The following is a 21387-nucleotide window of genomic DNA, read 5'->3' as shown; positions in this document are numbered from 1 at the left end:
GTGCATTTTAAAGGAAGAATAAATATTGTCAACCAGAAAAACGAAAAAATCCCTGCGTGCAAATGACCCGCAGGCCCAGCGAGAAGCTGAGTTATATCAAACACCACTGCCGAGTCGCGAGCTGGTGTTGCAGTTACTGTCAGACCAGGGCGTACCCCTGAGTGCCGACCAAATTTATGTGTTGCTCGACATCAGCCATGATGAGCGAGATATTTTTAATCGCAGACTGGGAGCCATGGAGCGAGATGGCCAGTTGATGCGTAACCGCAAGGGCGCGTTTTGTCTGCCCGATAAGATCCACCTGATTGCAGGCACCGTATTTGGTCACACCGATGGCTATGGCTTTTTGCTGCCAGACGATAAAACCAAAAACCCGGAAGACATCTTTTTGGGCCCCAAAGAGATGACCTTGGTCATGCATGGCGACCGCGCGATGGTGCGTTTGGCGGGTGTAGACCGCAAAGGCCGCCCGGAGGGTAAGCTGGTTGAAGTGCTGGAGCGTGCCAATAAAACGCTGGTGGGGCGCGTGATTCGTGCGCAGGGCGTGACCATTGTGGCGGCAGAAGACAAGCGTATCAGCCAGGATGTGTTGATTCCTTATCACCTTGATATGGATGCGCAAGTTGGGCAGATTGTGACGGTTGAGCTCACAGAGTATCCGTCTTCACATTCTAGCCCGATGGGTAAAATTGTAGAGATTTTGGGTAACTATGCTGATAGCGGCATGGAGATCGAGATTGCTTTGCGCAAGCACCACTTGCCGCACCTGTTTAACCCAGCGGCGGTTAAACAGGCTGAAGACTTCCCCAGAACTGTGCAGGCCAAAGATTACAAAGGTCGCAAGGATTTGCGTGACCTGGCATTGATTACCATTGACGGTGAAACGGCGCGTGACTTTGACGATGCCGTGTTTGCCGAGCCACAAGGTAAAGGCTGGCGACTGGTTGTCGCCATTGCTGATGTGAGCTTTTATGTGCAGCCGGGCGATGCGTTGGATAAAGACGCTTATGACCGTGGTAACTCGGTGTATTTTCCACGGCGCGTGATCCCCATGTTGCCAGAGGCTTTGTCTAACGGTTTATGCTCGCTTAACCCGGATGTTGAGCGCTTGTGCATGGTGTGCGATATGCAGATCGATAGCCAGGGCGTGGTCAAACAATACCAGTTTTACCCGTCTGTGATGTTATCTAAAGCGCGTATGACCTACACTAAAGTGGCTGCGTTGCTGCAAGGCGAAGATGCGGCTTTAGCTGAAGAATATGCCTGGCTGTTGCCGCATGTGCAAAACTTAAACAGCTTGTTCAGGCTGATGCTGACCCAGCGCGAAAAACGCGGTGCAGTTGAGTTTGAGTCGACCGAAACCATGATGGTGTTTAACGATAACGGCAAAATCGACAAAATCGTGCCCGTGGTGCGTAATGACGCGCACAAGCTGATTGAAGAGTGCATGCTGGCAGCTAACGTGTGTGCAGCGGACTTTTTACTTAAAAACGAGCAAACCTGTTTGTTCCGTATTCACGAAGGCCCAACACCAGAAAAACTGGAAGCCTTACGCCTGTTTATGGGTGAGTTTGGCTTTGGTGTGGGTGGCGGCGAGAACCCGAGCGCTAAAGATTATGCCAAGCTGATGCAGCGCATTAAAACGCGGCCAGATGCACAGTTGCTGCAAACGGTGATGTTACGCTCGATGCAACAAGCGGTGTATAGCCCGGATAACGCTGGCCATTTTGGCTTAGCATATGAAGCTTACACACATTTCACCTCGCCGATTCGTCGTTACCCGGACTTGCTGGTGCACCGTGCCATTAAAGCTGTGGTAGAAGGCAAACGTTATCAGGCCAAAGACTGGCATCAGTTAGGCGTGCATTGTTCAATGACCGAGCGCCGGGCCGATGATGCCACGCGTGACGTGACCAACTGGCTAAAATGCTTTTACATGCAAGACAAGGTGGGCGAGGTATTTAGCGGCACTGTGGCCGGGGTGACCAGCTTTGGTTTGTTTGTGGCACTGGATGAAGTCTACGTTGAGGGCTTGTTGCACGTGACTGACCTCGGCAATGATTACTTTATTCATGATAAAGCACGCCACGAAATGGTGGGCGAACGCACCGGTGTGCGTTATCGCCTGGGTGACCGGTTGACTGTGAAAGTGGTGCGGGTAGACTTGGAAACTTCGCGCATAGACTTTACGCTGGTTAGTGCGGTGGAGGGCTCGGCCGACGCTGAGGGCGGCACACTCACGAAAGGTGAACAACCAGCCAACACCAGCGCGCGTACGACCAAAGCCAGCAGCGGTACTCGTGCACCAGCGAAAGTGGCGCCAGCCGCTTGGGCAAAGTCGTCAGAACCTACGCAAAAGTCGTCACCTGCAAAAAAGTCGTCTACAGCGGCTAAACCGTCCCGCACACCAGGTGACAAGCCTGCAGCAAGCAAGGGCGCCACAGGTAAGTCACGCTCGGCCAAAGACAAAGGCCGTCATTCGACGCAAAAAAATAAAGGCAAACCAAAGGCAAAAGCCCGATAATAGCGCCTTGAGTTAGTTTTTGCGTTTTTAAGCAATCTATTCGCGCAGTGCGTGGCAATATTTATGTTATTGCCGGGCCTGCGCGATTCGTGTTTTTATCTTTTGCTGCATATAGGCAAAAGTCACCAAGAAAAATGAGGAGTCACTATGTCAGAAACCCGCATTCTGTTCGGTTTTCATGCGGTGTTGAGTCGCATGCGCCAGCATGGCATCAGCATTCAGGAAATTATTATTGATCAAGACCGTGTAGATGCACGCATGCGCGATTTGCTTGAAATGGCAAAGTCGCAAAATATTCGTGTGATTCAATCTGAGCGTCATCGTTTGGATGGCTTTATTGGCGCGCATGGCCGCCATCAAGGGGTGATTGCCCGCGTGGTTGAAACCCCAATGCCATACAAGGACATTCATGATGTGCTGGAGTCCGACCTCGATGAACCACCATTTTTCCTGATTCTGGATGGTGTACAGGATCCGCATAACCTAGGCGCTTGTTTGCGTGTGGCCGATGCGATGGGCGTGCATGCGATTATTGCACCTAAAGACCGTTCTGTCGGCTTAAATGGCACTGTGCGTAAAGTCGCCAGCGGCGCGGCAGAGACCGTGCCATTTATTTCTGTGACCAACCTTGCCCGCACGATTCGTGAGTTAAAAGAGGCCGGGGTTTACATCATCGGCACCACTATGGACGCGCCAAGCTCTTTGCATAACACCAAACTCGAAGGCCCGATTGCACTGGTGATGGGTGCTGAAGGCGATGGCATGCGCCGTTTAACACAAGAAACCTGTGATGCGCTGATTACCATTCCGATGTTTGGCTCGGTGCAGAGCTTGAATGTGAGCGTGGCCAGCGGTATTGCATTGTATGAAATTCGTCGTCAGCGCGTGTTGGCTGGCGGCAAGCCTGAATAGTTAAGCCTGCCCCATGTTGACCTTGCATGATTTGTGGCTGCAGTTGCGGCAGCACGCCCGGCGTTTGTGGCTGGGCCAGTCGCTGGCGTTTCTGGGCGCCATCGTCGCCGTGCCTATTCCTTTGCTGATGCCCTTGCTGGTCGATGAAGTTTTGTTGCATCAGCCCGGCAAGCTCACGCAATTAATGACCTGGCTACTGCCAGCCGGCTGGTTGGGGCCGATGGCGATTATTGTGCCGGTGACGCTACTGACCATGACATTGCGCCTTGGCAGCGTGCTGCTCGGCGTGGCCACCACACGCATTTTTGTCGGGTTATCCAAGCAGGTGACCTTGGGTGTGCGCCAAACATTGCTCGATAAACTCTCCCGCATCCGCATGCAGGTTTATGAAAGCCTGGGTGCCGGCCAGATCACTGCGCGCTTGCTGACCGATATTGAAACACTGGACAAGTTTTTGGGTGAAACCATTGCCAAGGTGCTGGTGGCCGTACTCAGTGTGATCGGTGTGGCCGTAGTGTTGCTATGGATGCACTGGCAATTGGCGCTGATTATCCTGTTGCTGAATCCATTTGTGATCGGGCTGACCATGGTGTTGGGTAAAAAGGTCAAAGTGTGGAAGCAGCGTGAAAACAGTGCGTTTGAAATGCTGTCGCAATCCGTGACCGAAACGCTAGAGGTCATGCAGCAATTGCGTGCCAGCAATAGTGATAAACGCTTTTTAGATAAAGCTAAACAAGCTGCCGAAGCTGTGCGTGACGCGGCGACCGCTTCTGGTTGGAAGTCTGATGCTTTATCGCGTTTGTCGTTCGGCATTTTTCTGTTCGGATTCGAAATCTTTCGTGCTGTCGCCATGCTAATGGTGGTGTTTTCCAACCTGTCTGTTGGGCAAATGATCGCCGTGTTCGGCTACTTGTGGTTCATGATGGGGCCAGTGCAAGAGCTGTTATCAGTGCAAGTGTCTTATTACGCAGCCAAAGCCGCATTGGGGCGGATTAATCAGGTGCTGGCAGCTGATGAAGAGCCGAACTATCCAGCGCAAGTGCATGATTTTTCTACGCAAAGCCCGGCGGCGATTAGCTTGCAGAACGTCTCCTTTGCCTATGGTGAGGGCAGCGCGATTCTTGACGACGTGACGCTCAATATTGTGCCTGGCGAGCAAGTGGCGCTGGTTGGCGTGTCTGGCGCAGGCAAATCCACGCTGGTGCAATTGCTACTGGGGCTGTATGCGCCTAGCAGCGGTCAAATTTTGTTTAATGGTCAAGCCATTGAGCAACTTGGCTATGCACAAATCCGCGAACATCTTGGCGTGGTGTTGCAACAGCCCATGCTGTTTAACGATAGCGTGCGGCAAAACCTGAGCCTCGACCAGCCATATGCCGACGATGCACTGTGGCAAGCGCTAGACGTGGCGCAGTTGGCACAATTTGTACGCGACCTGCCTGAAGGCCTGGACACGCCATTGGGTCGCAGTGGTGTGCGTTTATCAGGCGGGCAACGCCAGCGCTTGGCCATTGCGCGCATGATGCTCAAGCAGCCGCAAATCGTGATTCTGGATGAAGCGACTTCTATGCTGGATACACATACCGAAGCCTTGTTGCATCAAGCCATGCGCACCTTTTTGCGTGGCCGCACCACGATTATCATTGCGCACCGTTTATCGGCCGTTAAAGAAGCCGACCGCGTACTGGTGTTTGACGGTGGCCGTATTATCGAAGAAGGCCAGCACGAGACGCTGGTACAGCAGGCGGGCAGTGTGTATCAGCGGTTGTATGGGCAGCAGGGGTAGTGTTGTGGACGGTGATATTCCTCAATCCAAATCCTGAGCTAATAAGATACTTTTCGATTTTTCTATAATGAAGATGCCATGAAGGTTTTCTGAAGCTCAGTGAAGACGCTGCCTGATGCTGTTCCAAGAAACTTTCTGCCATCTTTAAACTTGCATACAAAGGTTACATCTTTTCCTTTGGCTCCAATAATTAAGCCTGCAACAAGGCCCGCTGGTCCAAGAAGAACGCTTCCTGCAATACCCCAACCGGCGGCTCCGCCGACATTAATAACAGATTCTTCAGTTGCTAGCTCAAGGTGTTCAATTTGTGATGGAAGAATTTTCTCTCTAAAAAATGAGCCTTCCTTTTTCATTAGAAATTTTCCATGCACATATTGGCTTTCTAAGCCTTTTTTGAAATCCCCAGCCAGAATATCTATTCTTCCAAGTCCCATTTCTTATCTCTTCTAAATTATTGCTGTGCATGAACACGAACGGCGGTAACCCCATTTTCACTAACGTCTACGCTAGTTATGAAATACAGCTTTTCATCAATTGAAACGCTGTCAATTTCACTTTGATTTATTATGGTGTTTGAGTTCTCACCGTTTAAAAGTAAAACTTCTGCTCGGTTAAAATATTCGACTTTTGAAATGTTTACTATCGATCCGTCATGCTTGTTTAGGGTAACGTTAACCTTTTTAGTTGGTGTGACTGCCATGCTTCATCCATTTTTATCGAGATTCGTTAAAAGTTATTGTTAGCTGAGCAGTTAGCTCTTAGGTAACAACTTGGATTGATAGTATAGAGCGCCAATATGACCGTCAATACCACATGACAACTTGGATTTGGTGCTAGATCGAACTGGTTTGAAATACCACGTCTTTAGGGCATCGTTATTTATGGCATGCGCGACACTTCGTGACCAGGTTTCGAAGTTTCACCAACTTCATTCAGCACATGCGTAATTTCCCCCGTACCGCCCAGTGACACGCTGGTGACGTGGCTAAAACGAATATTCTCGCCTGCGGGTGCTTCAATCGCGCTATTGAGTTTGACTTCAGGGTTTTCGTTAAAGAAGCAATAAACTCCCATGCCTATGGCGGTGTGGCGGGTGACATGATCGCCCACTTTATAAGAAGCAAATCCATTAACCCTTCCATTCATCCAACTTGGCTGGTTAGGTACGTCATAAGGCGCTTCGCTTTGGTAAAAGTAGACCGCGCCATTCTCACCATTCCAGACGGTTTGGTAGTTGTGAAAGTGTTCGACAAAGAGGCCGTACATGGTGACGTCATCCCCATTGACGACGATGCCGTGTTTGGTTTTATTGGTTGCCCAGCCAATGCCGTTGCCGTGGTCGCCGCGCCATACCCACAGGTTGTCACCAATCACATGGTTGCTGTTAACGATGACGCTATGCATGGCATTGCCAACCGCGGCACCGCCCACCCTGAAAAACACGTCATGCAGGGTAGTAGGGTTTTCCGCATGGCTGATGACACTTTTGCTGTCGCCGACTTGCAGCAATACGTCAACGTTTTTTTCACCGGCATCGAATAGTACGCCGCCCAGTTTGACGCCGTCGATATCGGCGATGGTCATGGCAGCCTTGCCCGCGACTGGTTGCAAGGTTGCGATACCCAGGCCCAGAATCACGGTATTAGGCAGGCCGACGTGCAAGGGTTGGTCCAATTTGTAGATGCCGGGTGTTAATAGCAGGTGCTTGCCCTTATTGAGGGCGGCATTGAGCGTGTATGCGGTATCTGTGGCGGCTTTGGCAATATAAAACTGCGACAAAGGTAACGTTTCACCTTGTGGGTGATTGTCTTGCCAGGAGATGCCTTGTGTATTGATGCGCAGTGCGGGTACAAACACCTGATAAGCGCCCGTATTGTCTATGGTTAAAAACGGCTTTTCACGCACCACTGGCGTTTGCTCGACCACGGTATAAGGCGGGTTGGGCCAGTGTTGGGCATCTGGCGGGTTTTTCACGCCGACAAACACCATGTTCCAGTTGGCATTGGTCCAACTGCCCAGGTTTACGTTTCTGCTTAGCCATTGCTGCTGGGTGCCTGAGTTAATTTGCTGATCAATGAGGCTGTCGGCAATAAAGCCGCCGCTGGACCAGCCGCCGTTGTCATCCAGCAGCATATTGCCGCGCACATGAATACGGCGCAGTGGCGCGGCTTGCGATACCGCCCATTGCATGGTGCCGTTATCGGGGGTCACTGACAGGTTTTCTACGCTACGCCAAAAATTTTGCGTGGCGTCACCGTCATGCCAGGCGGCATTTACCTGTATGCCACCTTGCAGAATGACATCGTCAGGAAACTGCCCTAAGCCCAGCAATTGCGTATAAAAGCCAAGGTTGACTTTGTTATGGTAAACGCCCGGTTTAAAAAGTACAGCATAGCGCTCAGGGCCAAACTGGTTGCTTTCTTGTTGCTTAAATAGGGTGTCCAGTTTGCTCTGAATCGCATCTGCCGCCATTGCTGGATCCAGGATGATGACGTTTTCACCAAAGTCGGGCGTGACTGGCGGTGTTTTTTGTGCTTCAGTAGTTGCCTGGCAGCCCAGTAACAGCAAGGCTGAAAAGCCAGCGCTAAGGGTTTTAAGGGTTGAGGTGTTTGGCAAAAACGAACGCATAAACAAGTAGCTTTCAATCGAAGTCATTTCATACATGACCGCAACATGGCGGATGAAATTCAACTTTTTTCATTTTCTATACATTGCCAGGAGCGTGTGGCAATACGATGATGCGGCATGACTTACCCAAGGTTGAGGGTGCTCAAAGTGTCGCGGCGAACGCGTGCGAGCAAGGCTGCGTCATCAATCAAAGACTCGCCAAATGACGGAATCAGTGCTTTGAGCGTATCTTGCCAGTCTTTGCTTTGCATGCGGCTGGCAAAGCAGCGTTGTAGTACATCGAGCATGGCTTTCACGCTCACCGACGCCCCAGGTGAGGCGCCCAGTAGCGCGGCTAAACTGCCATCGCTGCTGGCGACAATTTCAGTACCAAACTCCAGCTTGCCCCAATGTTGATGGCAGCGCTTGATAATTTGTACGCGCTGCCCGGCATGTGCCAGTTGCCAGTCGTCATTGTGGGCATCTGGCAAAAACACGCGTAAGGACTCCATGCGTTGCTCATGGCTTTGAAAAACTTCTTTAATCAGGTACTTGGTGAGGTCCAGGTTATGACGACCCGCGCCCAGCAAGCTCTTGAGGTTTTTAAATTTAACTGACTTGGCCAGGTCAAATCGCGAGCCTTGTTTGAGAAAGCGCGTGGTGAATCCTGCGTAAGGGCCAAACAGCAATGCCGGCTGGCCTTGTATCATGCGTGTGTCCAGGTGCGGCACTGACATGGGTGGTGCGCCGACGGCGGCCTGGCTATACACTTTCGCCTGGTGGCGCTTAATCAGTGTTTCGTTATTGCAGATCAGCCATTGGCCGCTGACCGGAAAGCCGCCATAACCATGTGCCTCGGGGATGCCGGATTGCTGCAATAACGGTAGCGCACCGCCACCAGCCCCTAAAAATACAAATGGTGACTGGTAGTTTTGTGTGTGCCCCGTTGGCAAGTGTTGAATATGCACTTGCCAGCTGCTGTGTTCGCGATGCTGTTGCTGCTTGAGTTTGGTCACCCGTGATTGTGTGAGCAGGGTGAAATTGGGGCGGGTTTTCAGGTAAGCCACCAACTGACGGGTCAGGGCGCCAAAATTGACATCCGAGCCGTGCGCAACGCGGGTGGCTGACATATTTGCGTCCGGCTGACGTCCGGTCATCATCAGTGGCACCCAGTCACCCAGTGTGCTGGCTTGGTCACTCCATTGCATCTCGGCAAATAAGGGGTGGGCTTGTAAAGACTCAAAACGCTTGCGCAAAAATGCAGCATTTTCTGCGCCCCACACTGCACTCAGGTGCGGCACGCGCTGAATAAAATCGGCGGCATTTAACACGCCTTCTTTTGCCAGGCTGGACCAGCATTGCAGCGAGACTTCAAACGCGGCATTAATCTCAAGTGCCCGCCGTATCTGAATATCGCCATGTTTGTCTTTAGGCGTGTAGTTGAGCTCACAATAACCTGCGTGGCCGGTGCCCGCGTTGTTCAATGCATCTGAACTTTCAAGGGCAACATCATCGAGTTGTTCTACCATGCAAATATGCAGCGTTGGGTCGAGCCGATGTAGCAGAACTGCCAGCGTGGCGCTCATAATGCCGCCGCCAACCAGCAATACATCGAGATCAGTTGTTGCCATGGTATGTGATTCCCCTGTGTTGAGGCGCCTGGATGTCAAACGCACAATCATAATGCCGCCGCGCATTATAATATAAATCGAAAAACACGCTGCATTAGCCACACTTTATAGGTGGTAAAGCCGTAGGTGTAGTGCTTGCACAAACTTGTCAACAAAAGGCTTTTGCGGTAATCTCTAGCATTCGCCAGAATTGGTTTAAAACTAGAAAAAAACGAATCCTGACTTGAGGTTAGAGCAAACAGTTCGCAAGTGCAATTGTGTGGCGCGCGACAAGTTTGCCAAGGCTTTGCAAGCGGTCAGGTTTATCTGTGCAATACATGATTGGGGTGCGTATGAAAAATCCGCTGGAATCTGTCGCTGGGTCCATCATCTCAGGGTTGCTATTAACCCTGGCTCTGGTTTTTTTCCTGAAAAATTTTATTGTGGCAGGGAGCTAATCCATGGAGCTGATGCCCGCACTCGCACGCTGGATCCATTTTTTGGCCGGGATTACCTGGGTAGGTTTGCTTTACTACTTTAACCTGGTGCAAATGGCAGGCCTGAAAGCCGCAGCAGCAGACGGTACTGCTGCCGGCATTAACAAGCATATTGCCCCACGCGCATTGCTCTGGTTTCGCTGGTCGGCTGTGGTGACCTGGCTCGCAGGCGCTGCTTTGCTCGGGCCACATTTTACCGATGCTTTTGCATTGCGTAATGGATTTGAGCTGATTGGCGTGGGTGCCTGGTTAGGCACTATTATGCTGTTTAATGTTTGGGCGTTAATTTGGCCCAACCAGAAAAAGATTCTTGGTTTTGTGCCCGCGGATGATGCGGCTAAAAATAAAGCACGACGTATTGCCATGCTGGCATCGCGTACTAATTTGATGCTCTCCTTACCCATGTTATTTTTCATGGCTAATGGATTGAGTCATCGTGCAGTATTAGGTTTTTAACGGGTTTAAGGCGTTTACGGCGGCTTAAGCCGCCGTTTTTGTTTTTTGAAAAAGGGTTTGAAATGCATTCGGAACACTTAATGAACACCTATGGCAGGCAGCCTGTGACTTTTGTCAAAGGCGAGGGCGTCTGGTTAACAGACACTGCCGGTGATCGCTATCTGGATGCGCTGTCAGGCGTAGCAGTCAACGGCTTGGGTCACGCCCATCCAAAATTTGTGGCTGCGCTCAATGCGCAAATTGCCCGGCTGATCCATGTTTCTAATATTTATCAGATTGCCGAGCAGTCTGCCTTGGCCGATAAACTGGCTGAGCTCTCCGGCATGGATCGTGTGTTCTTCTGTAACTCTGGTTGTGAAGCCAATGAGGCTGCCATTAAACTGGCGCGTCTGTATGGCCACAACAAGGGCATAGACCATCCTGAAATCATTGTCATGGATCAAAGCTTTCATGGCCGCACCATGGCAACCTTGTCTGCCACCGGCAACCGCAAGGTGCAAGCTGGTTTTGAGCCTTTGGTCAGTGGGTTCTTGCGCGTGCCATTTGATAATATTGACGCGGTTAAAACCATTGCTTCACACAAAAATAACGTGGTTGCGATATTGGTTGAGCCCGTGCAGGGCGAGGGTGGCGTGCATATTCCGGCTAGCCTCAAGGCTTACTTGCAAGGCTTGCGTGAGATTTGTGATGCCAACGGCTGGTTGCTGATGCTCGATGAAGTACAGTCTGGCATCGCCAGAACCGGCACCTGGTTTGCTTTTCAGCATACCGGTATCGTGCCAGACGTGATGACCTTAGCCAAGGGCTTGGGCTCAGGTGTGCCGATTGGCGCTTGTGTTGCACGTGGCGTTGCCGCTGAAACTTTCACCCCGGGCAAACATGGCTCTACGTTTGGCGGTAACCCGTTAGCAACCGCTGCGGGTTTAGCCACGCTGGATATCATTACCGAAGAAAAACTGCGTGAAAACGCAGAAGAGGTGGGTGATTATATTCGTGAGCAATTTACTGCTGCGCTCAAAGGTGAGGCGGGGGTTATCAATATACGCAATGCTGGCATGATGATTGGTATTGAGTTAGATAAGCCCTGTGCAGATCTGGTCAAGCAGGCACTGGCAGCCAAGTTGCTGATTAATGTGACTTCAGAAAAAGTAATTCGTTTGTTGCCATCGCTGGTGATGAGCAAACAAGAGGCGGATGAGCTGGTGAGCAGACTGGCGCCGCTGATATTGAATTTTTTAAAGGCAAGCGCTTGATTTAACAAGTGCCCAACACACTATGAGTATTAAACATTTTTTGCAGTTTAACGACCTGACCCGTGACGAGATTGAGCATATCTTTGCCCGCGCCAAATGGATTAAATCGCAATTTAAAAACTACAAACAATACTGGCCGCTGGTAGACCGTACCCTGGTCATGATTTTTGAAAAAGCCAGTACGCGCACGCGCTTGTCATTTGAAGCGGGCATGCAGCAATTGGGTGGCTCTGCCATTTACCTGAACACGCGCGACTCGCAACTGGGTCGCGGTGAGCCGGTAGAAGATGCAGCACAAGTGATTTCGCGCATGAGCGACATTGTCATGATTCGCACTTTTGAGCAAAGCATCATCGAGCGCTTTGCGCAAAACTCACGCGTGCCGGTGGTCAATGGCCTGACCAATGAATACCATCCGTGCCAGATACTGGCCGATATTTTTACCTTTATTGAGCACCGCGGGTCGATTCAGGGCAAAACCGTGGCCTGGATTGGCGACAGCAATAACGTGTGCAACACCTGGTTGCAAGCGGCAGAAGTGCTCGACTTTAACGTACATGTGTCTACGCCGCCTGGCTACGAAGTAGAGCCTGAGCGCGCCAATTTGTATGGCACTTCGCACTTCGAGTCGTTTGCCGACCCGATGGAAGCCGCACGTGGCGCAGATTTGGTGACCACTGATGTGTGGACCTCAATGGGCTTTGAAGCCGAAAACGAAGAGCGCCGCAAAGACTTTGCCGACTGGCAAGTCGATGCTGACATGATGAAAGTGGCCAAAGCCGATGCCGTGTTTATGCATTGCCTGCCTGCGCACCGTGGTGAAGAAGTCTCTGCCGAGGTGATTGATGGCGCGCAAAGCGTGGTGTGGGACGAAGCAGAAAACAGATTGCATACGCAAAAAGCATTGATGGAATATTTGTTGTTAGGAAAAGTGGCTTGATTTCACAAGCCAGATGAATTCAGTTTGGGATAATTTAGATGAGCGATATTAAAAAAGCGGTATTGGCCTATTCCGGCGGCCTGGATACCTCGGTGATTTTGAAGTGGTTACAAGATACCTATCAATGTGAAGTGGTGACGTTTACTGCTGACCTGGGCCAAGGTGAAGAGCTGGAGCCTGCGCGTGAAAAAGCCAAAAAATTTGGCGTCAGCGAGATTTACATTGATGACTTGCGTGAAGAGTTTGTGCGCGACTTTGTGTTTCCAATGTTCCGCGCCAATACGGTGTATGAAGGTGAGTATCTGCTCGGCACCTCCATTGCGCGTCCGCTGATCGCTAAGCGCCTGATTGAAATCGCCAAGCAAACCAATGCCGATGCCATTTCACATGGTGCGACCGGCAAAGGTAACGACCAGGTGCGTTTTGAGCTGGGTGCTTATGCGCTCAACCCGAATATTCAAATCATCGCCCCATGGCGTGAATGGGATCTGTTGTCGCGTGAAAAACTGCTGGCTTATGCCGAAAAACACAGTATCCCGGTTGAAATGAAGCACAAGCAAGGCGGCAGCCCATATTCTATGGATGCCAACCTGTTGCACATTTCTTACGAAGGCCGTCACCTGGAAGACCCATCAGCCGAGGCTGAAGAAGACATGTGGCGCTGGACCGTGTCACCGGAAAAGGCGCCGGATGCGGCTGAGTATCTGGACATTGAGTTCAAAAATGGTGACATTGTTGCCTTGAATGGTAAAGCCATGAAAGCGCACGAGATTCTGGCTGAGTTAAACCGCATCGGTGGCAAACATGGCGTTGGTCGCTTAGACTTGGTAGAAAACCGCTATGTGGGCATGAAGTCACGTGGTTGCTACGAAACGCCTGGCGGTACGATTATTCTTAAAGCACACCGTGCGATTGAAAGCATCACGCTGGACCGCGAAGTGGCGCATCTGAAAGATGACCTGATGCCACGTTACGCCAGCCTGATCTACAACGGTTACTGGTGGAGCCCTGAGCGTGTGGCGCTGCAAACGCTGATCGACCATACGCAGGCGACGGTGAATGGCTGGGTGCGTGTGAAGCTCTACAAAGGTAATGTGATTGTGGTCGGCCGTGATAGCAAAACAGACTCATTGTTTGACTCGACCATTGCAACGTTTGAAGACGACAAAGGTGCTTACGATCAAAAAGACGCGGGCGGCTTTATCAAACTCAATGCTTTACGTATGCGCATTGCCGCGAACCTGCACAGCCGTAAAAAATAACTTTTATGGCTAATCGACGCGTCATTGCCTATGACTCCACCCTGCGTGATGGCGCGCAGGCACAAGGCGTGTCTTTTTCAGTTGAAGATAAACTCAAGGTCGTACAACGCCTGGATGCGTTAGGCATAGGCTACATAGAAGCCGGCAATCCTGGTTCCAACCCTAAAGATCTTGAGTTTTTCGCCCGCGTTGGTGAGTTGCAATTACAGCATGCCAAGATTATTGCTTTTGGCAGCACGCGCCGAATTGGTATTTCGGCGGCAGAAGATAAAAACTTGCAGTCACTGCTGTCTGCTAATACGCAGGCAGTCGCGATTTTTGGCAAAAGCTGGGATTACCAGGTCACAGATATTCTGCGCACAACCTTGCCGGAAAACCTGGCCATGATAGGCGACACCATCGCTTATTTAAAAGCGCAGGGCAAAGAAGTGGTGTTTGATGCCGAGCATTTTTACGATGGCTATAAAGCCAACGCTGATTACGCCATGCAAACCTTGCAAGTCGCGGTGGAAGCTGGCGCGGATGTGCTGGCTTTATGTGATACCAATGGCGGCACGTTCCCGAATGAAGTGTTTGCAATCACCCAAACAGTGGTTAAACAGTTTCCAGCAGTGCAGGTTGGTATTCATTGCCATAATGACTGCGAGATGGCTGTGGCTAACTCGGTTGCCGCCGTACAGGCTGGCGCGAGTCAGGTGCAAGGCACGATTAATGGCATTGGTGAGCGCTGTGGCAATGCTAACCTAGTTTCTATTATCCCCAATGTGCAGTTAAAGCTTGGGTTCGAATGTATTTCGGATGCGCAGCTGGCAGAGTTGACGGCAGCGGCACGCTTTGTCAGTGAAGTGGCTAATGTGACTTTTAATGACAAGGCGCCGTATGTGGGACAAGATGCATTTGCCCACAAAGGCGGTATGCACATTGATGCAGTGAATAAAAACCCTAAATCTTACGAGCATATTAACCCCGGCACAGTGGGTAATGAGCGCCAGATTTTAGTCTCTGAAGTGGCAGGGCGCGGCGCGATTTTACGTAAACTACAGCAAATTGACCCGAGCTTAACCAAAGAGTCTGACGCAGCAGTGAATATACTGGAACAGCTAAAAGCGCTGGAACATGCAGGCTATCAGTTTGAAAATGCTGAAGGCTCGTTTGAATTGCTGATGCAAAAATTGCTAGGTAAATTTGAGCCGTTTTTTAGTTTGAAACATTACAACGTCAATATCGACGAACCTTCTGGCCGTGGTCAAAATTCTACCGCCACCATTCAAATTTGCGTCAATGACCAGGCGTCTAGCGCCACCGTGCAAGGCGATGGCCCGGTCAATGCGCTGGATAAAGCCATGCGGCAGGCGCTGGAGCAGTTTTACCCGGCGATTAAAGACATTAAACTGGTTGACTACAAAGTACGGGTGCTGGATTCAAACCAAGCCACGGCGGCCAAGGTGCGGGTGCTGATTGAGTCTACCGATCAACAAAGCAACTGGACCACGATTGGTGTCTCGTCAGACATTATAGAAGCTTCTTGGCTGGCATTAAAAGATGCGCTGGAATATAAGCTGATTCGTCTTTAACTAGCCTTGGCTAGCATTGATTAAAACGCCACGGTTGACCACATAAACAGCACATTGCCGTTACCCTTGGTGCCTGGCACATAGGTGGCGTTGACGATCACTGTATCGTATCCCACTGCCGCAATCGGTAACAATACAGGCAATGGCTTGTAGTTATAATCGCTTCTGGCCGTGAAGCCGGCCGTCAATCCAACGCCAGCATTCAAGCCATTGGCCTGGCCGACCAGATTTTTAACGTGTCCATAACCCACAATCGGTTCCCAGTCATCGTGGGAGTCTTTAAACGCCATCACATAATAGCCGTCCCAATTGCTATCTGCATCGCGGGTTGACTTGCCTATGCCTAAGCCCCATGGCCGCTCGTTAAATGAATCAATTTTCTCTCTCGAGTACATGCTGCGATTGTGATATGTCACCAGCGGCACATATAAATCTGTTTGATCCGCTTTGTCCCACACATCGACCAGGTGATTTTTTAGTTGCCCATACCAACCTTCTTGTGTCTCTGCACAAGCGTTGAGGCTGGCTGTTGCGATTAATAGTAGTCCGTATATTTTCATATCAATTTTTAAGGGTGTAGGTGTTATGCGCTCTTGGCTGGCTGCAACAGCACCAGTTTTAGCTGTTCCTGCTCAACAGGCCTTAGCGTGACTTGTTGAAAGTGTATCAGCCCATGTGCTGGATGCTGGAATTCTCGCTGGCCGCCTTGTCTTTCCAGCACGTCATGTTGCTTCCAAAATTGTGTAAACTCCGCGCTGGCACTTAATTCACTGACCAATTGCTGCACTTCTGGTTCCTCTAATCGCGAGCGACAATCTGCCCTAAACTCTGCGACCAGTCTGCGCGCGCGCATATCCCAATTGTAAACGAACTGCCTTGCTTGCGGGTTGGTAAAGACAAAACGTAGCAGGTTGGGGCGCTGAGGGTGTGGCCACGCCACATCGAGCAAACCGGTAAACAAGGCGCCGGCTGCTTGATTCCAGGCCAAGATATCCCAGGTGCGGCCCATAATGTAGGCGGGGATCTGGATCTGTGCCAGCATGGTCACCAATGTTTCAGGCGCGGTATCGACCTCGCTTTGATGGGCGTGTGGGTCGCGCCTGTCTGCCATATCAAATAAATAGCTGCGTTCTGATTTACTGAGTTTAAGCGCAGACGCAAGCCTATCCAGTGCTTCGGCGGAGACATTGACCTCGCGTGCCTGTTCTATCCAGGTGTACCAGGTGGCGCTGATGCTGGCCAGTTGCGCCACTTCTTCACGGCGTAAGCCTTGTGTGCGCCGCCGCGAACCTGAAGGAAAGCCGAACTCTTCCGGTGATCCGCGTTGACGCATCGCTTGTAAAAATTCAGCCAGTTCCTGGCGTCTCGTATCCATTTGATTTGCTTATCCTATTAGTCTTAATACTAGTATAAACTGTATTCTTGTAAGGGTATTGAAACTTCGGTATTCTGCGCAAGGTTTATCAATATTTGCGTGGTAAGAAAGGAACAGTCATGGCAAGCAAAACGCTGTACGACAAATTGTGGGAATCGCATGTGGTGCGTGAAGAGGCGGACGGCACCTGTTTGATTTATATCGACCGTCATCTGGTACATGAAGTCACCAGCCCGCAGGCGTTTGAAGGGCTGCGTATTGCAGGCCGTAAACCATGGCGCAACTCCAGCATTGTGGCCAACCCTGACCACAATACGCCGACCAAAGACTGGGACAAAGGCATTGAAGACCCGATCTCACGCCTGCAGGTGGAAACACTGGATAACAACATCAAGGAGTTTGGTGCCCTGGTGTATTTTCCGTTTAAAAACAAAGATCAAGGCATTATTCACGTCATTGGGCCTGAAAATGGCACCACCTTGCCAGGCATGACCGTGGTCTGTGGTGATAGCCACACCTCGACTCATGGCGCCTTTGGTGCTCTGGCACATGGTATCGGCACCTCTGAGGTCGAGCACGTGATGGCGACACAAACACTGGTAGCTAAAAAATCCAAAAGCATGCTGGTGCGTGTAGATGGCCAATTAGGCAAAGGTGTAACGGCAAAAGACGTCGCGCTGGCGATTATCGGCAAAATCGGTACGGCTGGTGGCACAGGTTACGCCATTGAGTTTGGCGGCGAAGTGATTCGTGGCTTGTCGATGGAGGGCCGCATGACGCTGTGTAATATGGCCATTGAAGCAGGCGCGCGCGCTGGCTTGGTCGCCCCCGACGAAAAAACGGCGGCATACCTGGAAGGGCGTTTGCATGCACCTAAAGCGGAGCATTGGGCAACGGCGGTGGCTTACTGGAACACGCTGACATCTGATGCTGATGCCACCTATGACACCGTGGTGAGCTTGAATGGTGCCGAGATTGCACCACAAGTCACTTGGGGCACTTCGCCCGAGCAAGTGCTGCCGATCGGTGCTACCGTGCCTGATCCGGCCACAGAAACAGATGCGACCAAGCGCACCAGTATCGAAAACGCCCTCAAATACATGGGGCTGGCTGCAAATACACCGCTTGATCAGATTCAACTGGACAAGATTTTTATCGGCTCTTGCACTAACTCACGTATTGAAGATTTGCGGGCTGCTGCCGGTGTCGCCAAAGGTAAAAAAGTCGCCAGCAATATCAAACTGGCGATGGTAGTGCCAGGCTCTGGCCAGGTGAAGCGCCAGGCAGAAGCAGAAGGCTTGGACAAGATTTTTATTGAAGCCGGTTTTGAGTGGCGCGAGCCAGGCTGCTCGATGTGTCTGGCGATGAACGCAGACCGATTGAGCCCGGGCGAGCGTTGTGCCTCTACCTCTAACCGTAACTTTGAAGGCCGTCAGGGCCCAGGCGGGCGTACCCACCTGGTCAGCCCGGAAATGGCTGCTGCGGCCGCGATTGCCGGTCACTTTGTGGATGTGCGCAGCGCATAAGAGGAGAACTTTATGAAAGCATTTACTACATTAAGCGGGCTGGCCTGTCCACTCGACCGCGCCAACGTCGATACCGATGCCATTATCCCGAAACAGTTTTTAAAGTCGATCAAGCGCTCTGGCTTTGGCCCTTATCTGTTTGATGAGTGGCGTTATACCAATTACGGTGAGCCAGGCATGGATTGCAGCACACGTCCGCTCAACAAAGACTTTGTGCTTAACCAGCCGCGCTATCAAGGCGCGCAGGTATTGCTGGCACGCGATAACTTTGGCTGTGGCTCTTCGCGCGAACACGCACCGTGGGCAATCGAGGATCAAGGTTTTCGCGTGATTATTGCGCCTAGTTTTGCTGATATTTTCTTTAATAACTGCTACAAAAACGGCATTTTGCCAATTGTCGCCTCTGGCGAGCAGGTCGATAGCCTGTTCAAAGAGTGTCTGGCGAATGAAGGCTACACGTTAAATGTGGACTTAGTGGCTCAAACGGTGACCACGCCGTCTGGTCACTCATTCAGTTTTGAGATTACGCCAACCCGTAAGCACAATCTACTCAATGGCCTGGATGAAATCGGTCTGACTTTGCAGCACGCAGAAGAAATCAAGGCGTTTGAAGAGAAACATAAGGCTGCGCAACCCTGGTTGTTCGCATAAAAACCTTATAAACCTGCTGCGCGATGGATTGGCGTTGTTACGCGGTGCTCGAAATCTTATTGTACTCTATGTACATTGCGGTTTCTGTGCGCCGGGCGCCTAGCCATTCAATCGCTCACGACGGTTTATAAGGGCTTTTATCATGATTAAATATTAAAGTTAGGAAAGATAATGGCATTAAATATCGCTGTATTGCCTGGTGATGGCATCGGCCCCGAAATTATTGCGCAGGCCTTGCGCGTGCTCGAAGTGTTGAAAAAAGAAGGTCTGGACATGACCTTTACTGAAGCGCCACTGGGCGGCCAGGCTTATGACCAGTTTGGTCATCCATATCCTGAATTCACGCAGGAAGTCTGTCGTAAAGCCGATGCTGTATTGTTAGGGGCTGTCGGTGGTCCACAGTATGACAATCTTGATCGCCCGTTGCGCCCAGAGCGTGGTTTGCTGGCCATTCGTAAAGACTTGGGCCTGTTCGCTAACTTGCGTCCAGCCGTATTGTTTCCAGAGTTGGCAAACGCCTCAACTTTGAAACCAGAAGTGGTGGCAGGCCTGGACATCATGATCGTGCGCGAACTAACCGGTGACGTGTATTTTGGCCAGCCACGCGGTATGCGCACTAACGAGCAGGGCGTGCGCGAAGGCTTTAACACCATGATTTACAGCGAGCCAGAAGTACGCCGTATTGCGCATGTGGCGTTTGAAATTGCCATGAAACGTGGCAAAAAACTGTGCTCGGTAGACAAAGCCAATGTGCTGGAAACCACCGAGTTCTGGAAAGAGATCGTCATTGATGTGGCCAAAGAATATCCAGAAGTGGAATTGAGCCATATGTACGTCGACAACGCCGCCATGCAGCTGATCCGCAATCCAAAACAATTTGACGTGATGGTGACCGGTAACATCTTCGGTGACATCTTGTCTGATGAAGCCTCTATGCTAACCGGCTCAATTGGTATGTTGGCGTCTGCTTCATTGAACGAAAGCAAAAAAGGCTTGTATGAGCCATCACATGGCTCGGCACCGGATATCGCTGGTAAAAACCTGGCCAACCCGATTGCGACAATTTTGTCTGTTGCCATGATGTTGCGTTACAGCTTTGATAACGAAACTGCCGCGACCCGCATTGAAAACGCGGTGAAAAAAGTATTGGCTGCAGGTTACCGTACTGGCGATATTTACGAAGAGGGCACCAAACGTGTTTCTTGCTCTGAGATGGGTGACCAGATCGTCGCTGCCATGTAACACTCGCTGTGCAGGCGAATGGTACTGCATCCCTCTCGCGCAGTTTTTAAGATATAGTCGTAACTAGTATTTATTAGGAATTTAAAAATGGCACAATTTGATAATGTCAGTGTAAAAAAGAAAGCCAACGTCTATTTTGACGGCAAATGTGTGAGTCACACCGTTCTGTTTCCAAACGGCACACGCTGTACGGTGGGTGTGATTTTCCCTAGCACGTTAACTTTTAATACCGCCTCACCTGAGCTGATGGAAATTAATGACGGCGTGTGCAAGGTGCGTCAGAAAGACGAAGATCACTGGACCACCTATCAAGGCGGTGAGAAGTTTACTGTGCCTGGAAATTCCAGTTTTGATATTGAAGTCGTAGAAACGGTAGACTACGTCTGCCACTTCGAATAATTGTGATTGCTCGGCAGGACCGCGTTGCAAGCGCTTGTTGTACTGAATGTACTGCCTGCGCGCTTACGTCTTGTCCTGCCGTCGCTTTTGAGGTCTAAAATATGCCAAGCTTTGATATTACATCTGAAGTCGATATGGTGAGTTTGAAAAATTCGATTGATGCTTCGATCAAGCAGATTACCAATCGTTATGACTTCAAAAGCACGTCGGCCAAAATTGAGTTTAACGAAAAAGACAAGGTGATCACCTTGTTTGGGGACAATGACTTTCAGCTGGACCAGGTGAAAGACATTCTGTTGCCAGCCATGGAGAAAAAAGAGCCTGAGTCTTCCAAGCGCCTGGAGCACAAAGACGTGCAAAAAGTGTCAGGCAACAAGGTAAAGCAAGAGTTGCATGTGCGTGATGGCATTGATAGTGATCTGGCCAAAAAAATCACCAAGCTGATTAAAGACAGCGGCATGAAAGTGCAGGCCAGCATTCAGGGCGATACGGTGCGCGTGAACGGTGCTAAACGTGATGTACTGCAAGAGGCGATTGCGTTCGTGAAAAAAAGCATTACCGATTTCCCTTTGAAATACGGTAATTTTAGAGATTAGTCATCGGGAGACAAAGCATGACGAAGTGGATGGCAGTGTTGTTGGCAGTGATGGTATTAGCAGGCTGCAACACGATTAACGGGATGGGTAAAGATATTGAGCAGGCCGGTGAAGCTGTTCAGAAATCTTCCAAATAATTTATTGTTAATGCCGGATGCTCCGGCTGAAATATCGAGT

General features: G+C 50.6%; 20 protein-coding genes. 14 read left to right on the top strand and 6 right to left on the bottom strand.

What is annotated here, in order from left to right; genetic code table 11:
* Nucleotides 1-25: 25 nt before the first annotated feature.
* From rnr to METH5_RS0113840, 3 genes are all read left to right on the top strand, one after another.
* Nucleotides 26-2524 carry a ribonuclease R gene (gene rnr / locus METH5_RS0113850; RefSeq protein WP_036307971.1) on the top strand — a complete coding sequence of 833 codons (2499 nt, stop codon included), beginning with the start codon at nt 26-28 and terminating at the stop codon, nt 2522-2524.
* Nucleotides 2525-2671: 147 nt separating this feature from the next.
* Entirely contained in the window at nt 2672-3436 is a 765-nt protein-coding gene (rlmB, locus tag METH5_RS0113845; protein WP_029149066.1) for a 23S rRNA (guanosine(2251)-2'-O)-methyltransferase RlmB, read from the top strand.
* Between the two features lie 13 nt (nt 3437-3449).
* Nucleotides 3450-5222 carry an ABC transporter ATP-binding protein gene (locus METH5_RS0113840; protein WP_029149065.1) on the top strand — a complete coding sequence of 591 codons (1773 nt, stop codon included), beginning with the start codon at nt 3450-3452 and terminating at the stop codon, nt 5220-5222.
* A gap of 62 nt (nt 5223-5284) precedes the next feature.
* Here the strand turns inward: METH5_RS0113840 and METH5_RS0113835 are convergent, their stop codons facing one another.
* The 4 genes from METH5_RS0113835 to mqo all read right to left on the bottom strand — a co-directional run bounded on the left by METH5_RS0113835 (nt 5285) and on the right by mqo (nt 9526).
* Nucleotides 5285-5656, bottom strand: a complete 372-nt coding sequence (locus tag METH5_RS0113835; protein WP_029149064.1) for a hypothetical protein — start codon at nt 5654-5656, stop codon at nt 5285-5287.
* A gap of 17 nt (nt 5657-5673) precedes the next feature.
* Entirely contained in the window at nt 5674-5922 is a 249-nt protein-coding gene (locus METH5_RS0113830; RefSeq protein ID WP_029149063.1) for a hypothetical protein, read from the bottom strand.
* Between the two features lie 179 nt (nt 5923-6101).
* Complete coding sequence (locus METH5_RS0113825) at nt 6102-7886, bottom strand: hypothetical protein (protein WP_029149062.1); 1785 nt, start codon at nt 7884-7886, stop codon at nt 6102-6104.
* 86 nt (nt 7887-7972) lie between these two features.
* Nucleotides 7973-9526 carry a malate dehydrogenase (quinone) gene (mqo, locus tag METH5_RS0113820; RefSeq protein ID WP_081726748.1) on the bottom strand — a complete coding sequence of 518 codons (1554 nt, stop codon included), beginning with the start codon at nt 9524-9526 and terminating at the stop codon, nt 7973-7975.
* Between the two features lie 374 nt (nt 9527-9900).
* Here mqo and METH5_RS0113815 point away from each other — a divergent pair, with 374 nt between their 5' ends.
* The 5 genes from METH5_RS0113815 to cimA all read left to right on the top strand — a co-directional run bounded on the left by METH5_RS0113815 (nt 9901) and on the right by cimA (nt 15421).
* Nucleotides 9901-10392, top strand: a complete 492-nt coding sequence (locus tag METH5_RS0113815) for a urate hydroxylase PuuD (RefSeq protein ID WP_029149060.1) — start codon at nt 9901-9903, stop codon at nt 10390-10392.
* A 62-nt stretch (nt 10393-10454) separates the two neighbouring features.
* Nucleotides 10455-11645 (top strand): aspartate aminotransferase family protein, encoded by a 1191-nt coding sequence (locus METH5_RS0113810; protein ID WP_051413044.1) that lies wholly within the window; start codon nt 10455-10457, stop codon nt 11643-11645.
* Between the two features lie 22 nt (nt 11646-11667).
* Nucleotides 11668-12585, top strand: coding sequence for an ornithine carbamoyltransferase (gene argF, locus METH5_RS0113805; RefSeq protein ID WP_029149058.1), 918 nt, complete (start codon nt 11668-11670; stop codon nt 12583-12585).
* 38 nt (nt 12586-12623) lie between these two features.
* Nucleotides 12624-13847 (top strand): argininosuccinate synthase, encoded by a 1224-nt coding sequence (locus METH5_RS0113800; RefSeq protein WP_029149057.1) that lies wholly within the window; start codon nt 12624-12626, stop codon nt 13845-13847.
* A 5-nt stretch (nt 13848-13852) separates the two neighbouring features.
* Nucleotides 13853-15421 carry a citramalate synthase gene (cimA, locus tag METH5_RS0113795; RefSeq protein WP_029149056.1) on the top strand — a complete coding sequence of 523 codons (1569 nt, stop codon included), beginning with the start codon at nt 13853-13855 and terminating at the stop codon, nt 15419-15421.
* A gap of 20 nt (nt 15422-15441) precedes the next feature.
* Here cimA and pagP read toward each other — a convergent pair whose 3' ends face one another.
* Nucleotides 15442-15981, bottom strand: coding sequence for a lipid IV(A) palmitoyltransferase PagP (gene pagP, locus METH5_RS0113790; RefSeq protein WP_029149055.1), 540 nt, complete (start codon nt 15979-15981; stop codon nt 15442-15444).
* Between the two features lie 23 nt (nt 15982-16004).
* Nucleotides 16005-16796, bottom strand: coding sequence for a helix-turn-helix transcriptional regulator (locus METH5_RS0113785; RefSeq protein ID WP_029149054.1), 792 nt, complete (start codon nt 16794-16796; stop codon nt 16005-16007).
* A gap of 119 nt (nt 16797-16915) precedes the next feature.
* Between METH5_RS0113785 and leuC the strand changes: the two genes are divergently transcribed.
* The 6 genes from leuC to METH5_RS0113755 all read left to right on the top strand — a co-directional run bounded on the left by leuC (nt 16916) and on the right by METH5_RS0113755 (nt 21347).
* Nucleotides 16916-18322: a 3-isopropylmalate dehydratase large subunit gene (gene leuC, locus METH5_RS0113780; RefSeq protein ID WP_029149053.1), complete on the top strand. Its 1407-nt coding sequence runs from the start codon at nt 16916-16918 to the stop codon at nt 18320-18322.
* A gap of 12 nt (nt 18323-18334) precedes the next feature.
* On the top strand, nt 18335-18973 hold the full coding sequence (gene leuD / locus METH5_RS0113775) for a 3-isopropylmalate dehydratase small subunit (protein ID WP_029149052.1): 639 nt from the start codon (nt 18335-18337) through the stop codon (nt 18971-18973).
* 171 nt (nt 18974-19144) lie between these two features.
* Nucleotides 19145-20215: a 3-isopropylmalate dehydrogenase gene (leuB, locus tag METH5_RS0113770; protein ID WP_029149051.1), complete on the top strand. Its 1071-nt coding sequence runs from the start codon at nt 19145-19147 to the stop codon at nt 20213-20215.
* 87 nt (nt 20216-20302) lie between these two features.
* Nucleotides 20303-20614, top strand: a complete 312-nt coding sequence (locus tag METH5_RS0113765; RefSeq protein ID WP_029149050.1) for a pyrimidine/purine nucleoside phosphorylase — start codon at nt 20303-20305, stop codon at nt 20612-20614.
* Nucleotides 20615-20715: 101 nt separating this feature from the next.
* On the top strand, nt 20716-21210 hold the full coding sequence (locus tag METH5_RS0113760; protein ID WP_029149049.1) for a YajQ family cyclic di-GMP-binding protein: 495 nt from the start codon (nt 20716-20718) through the stop codon (nt 21208-21210).
* Between the two features lie 17 nt (nt 21211-21227).
* The gene (locus tag METH5_RS0113755; protein ID WP_157381523.1) at nt 21228-21347 is read left to right on the top strand and encodes an entericidin A/B family lipoprotein; all 120 of its coding nucleotides are present in this window, start codon (nt 21228-21230) and stop codon (nt 21345-21347) included.
* Nucleotides 21348-21387: the final 40 nt, after the last annotated feature.

The organism is Methylophilus sp. 5, from assembly GCF_000515275.1.
Lineage (GTDB): Bacteria > Pseudomonadota > Gammaproteobacteria > Burkholderiales > Methylophilaceae > Methylophilus.
This window is presented reverse-complemented; position numbering and strand designations above follow the sequence as displayed.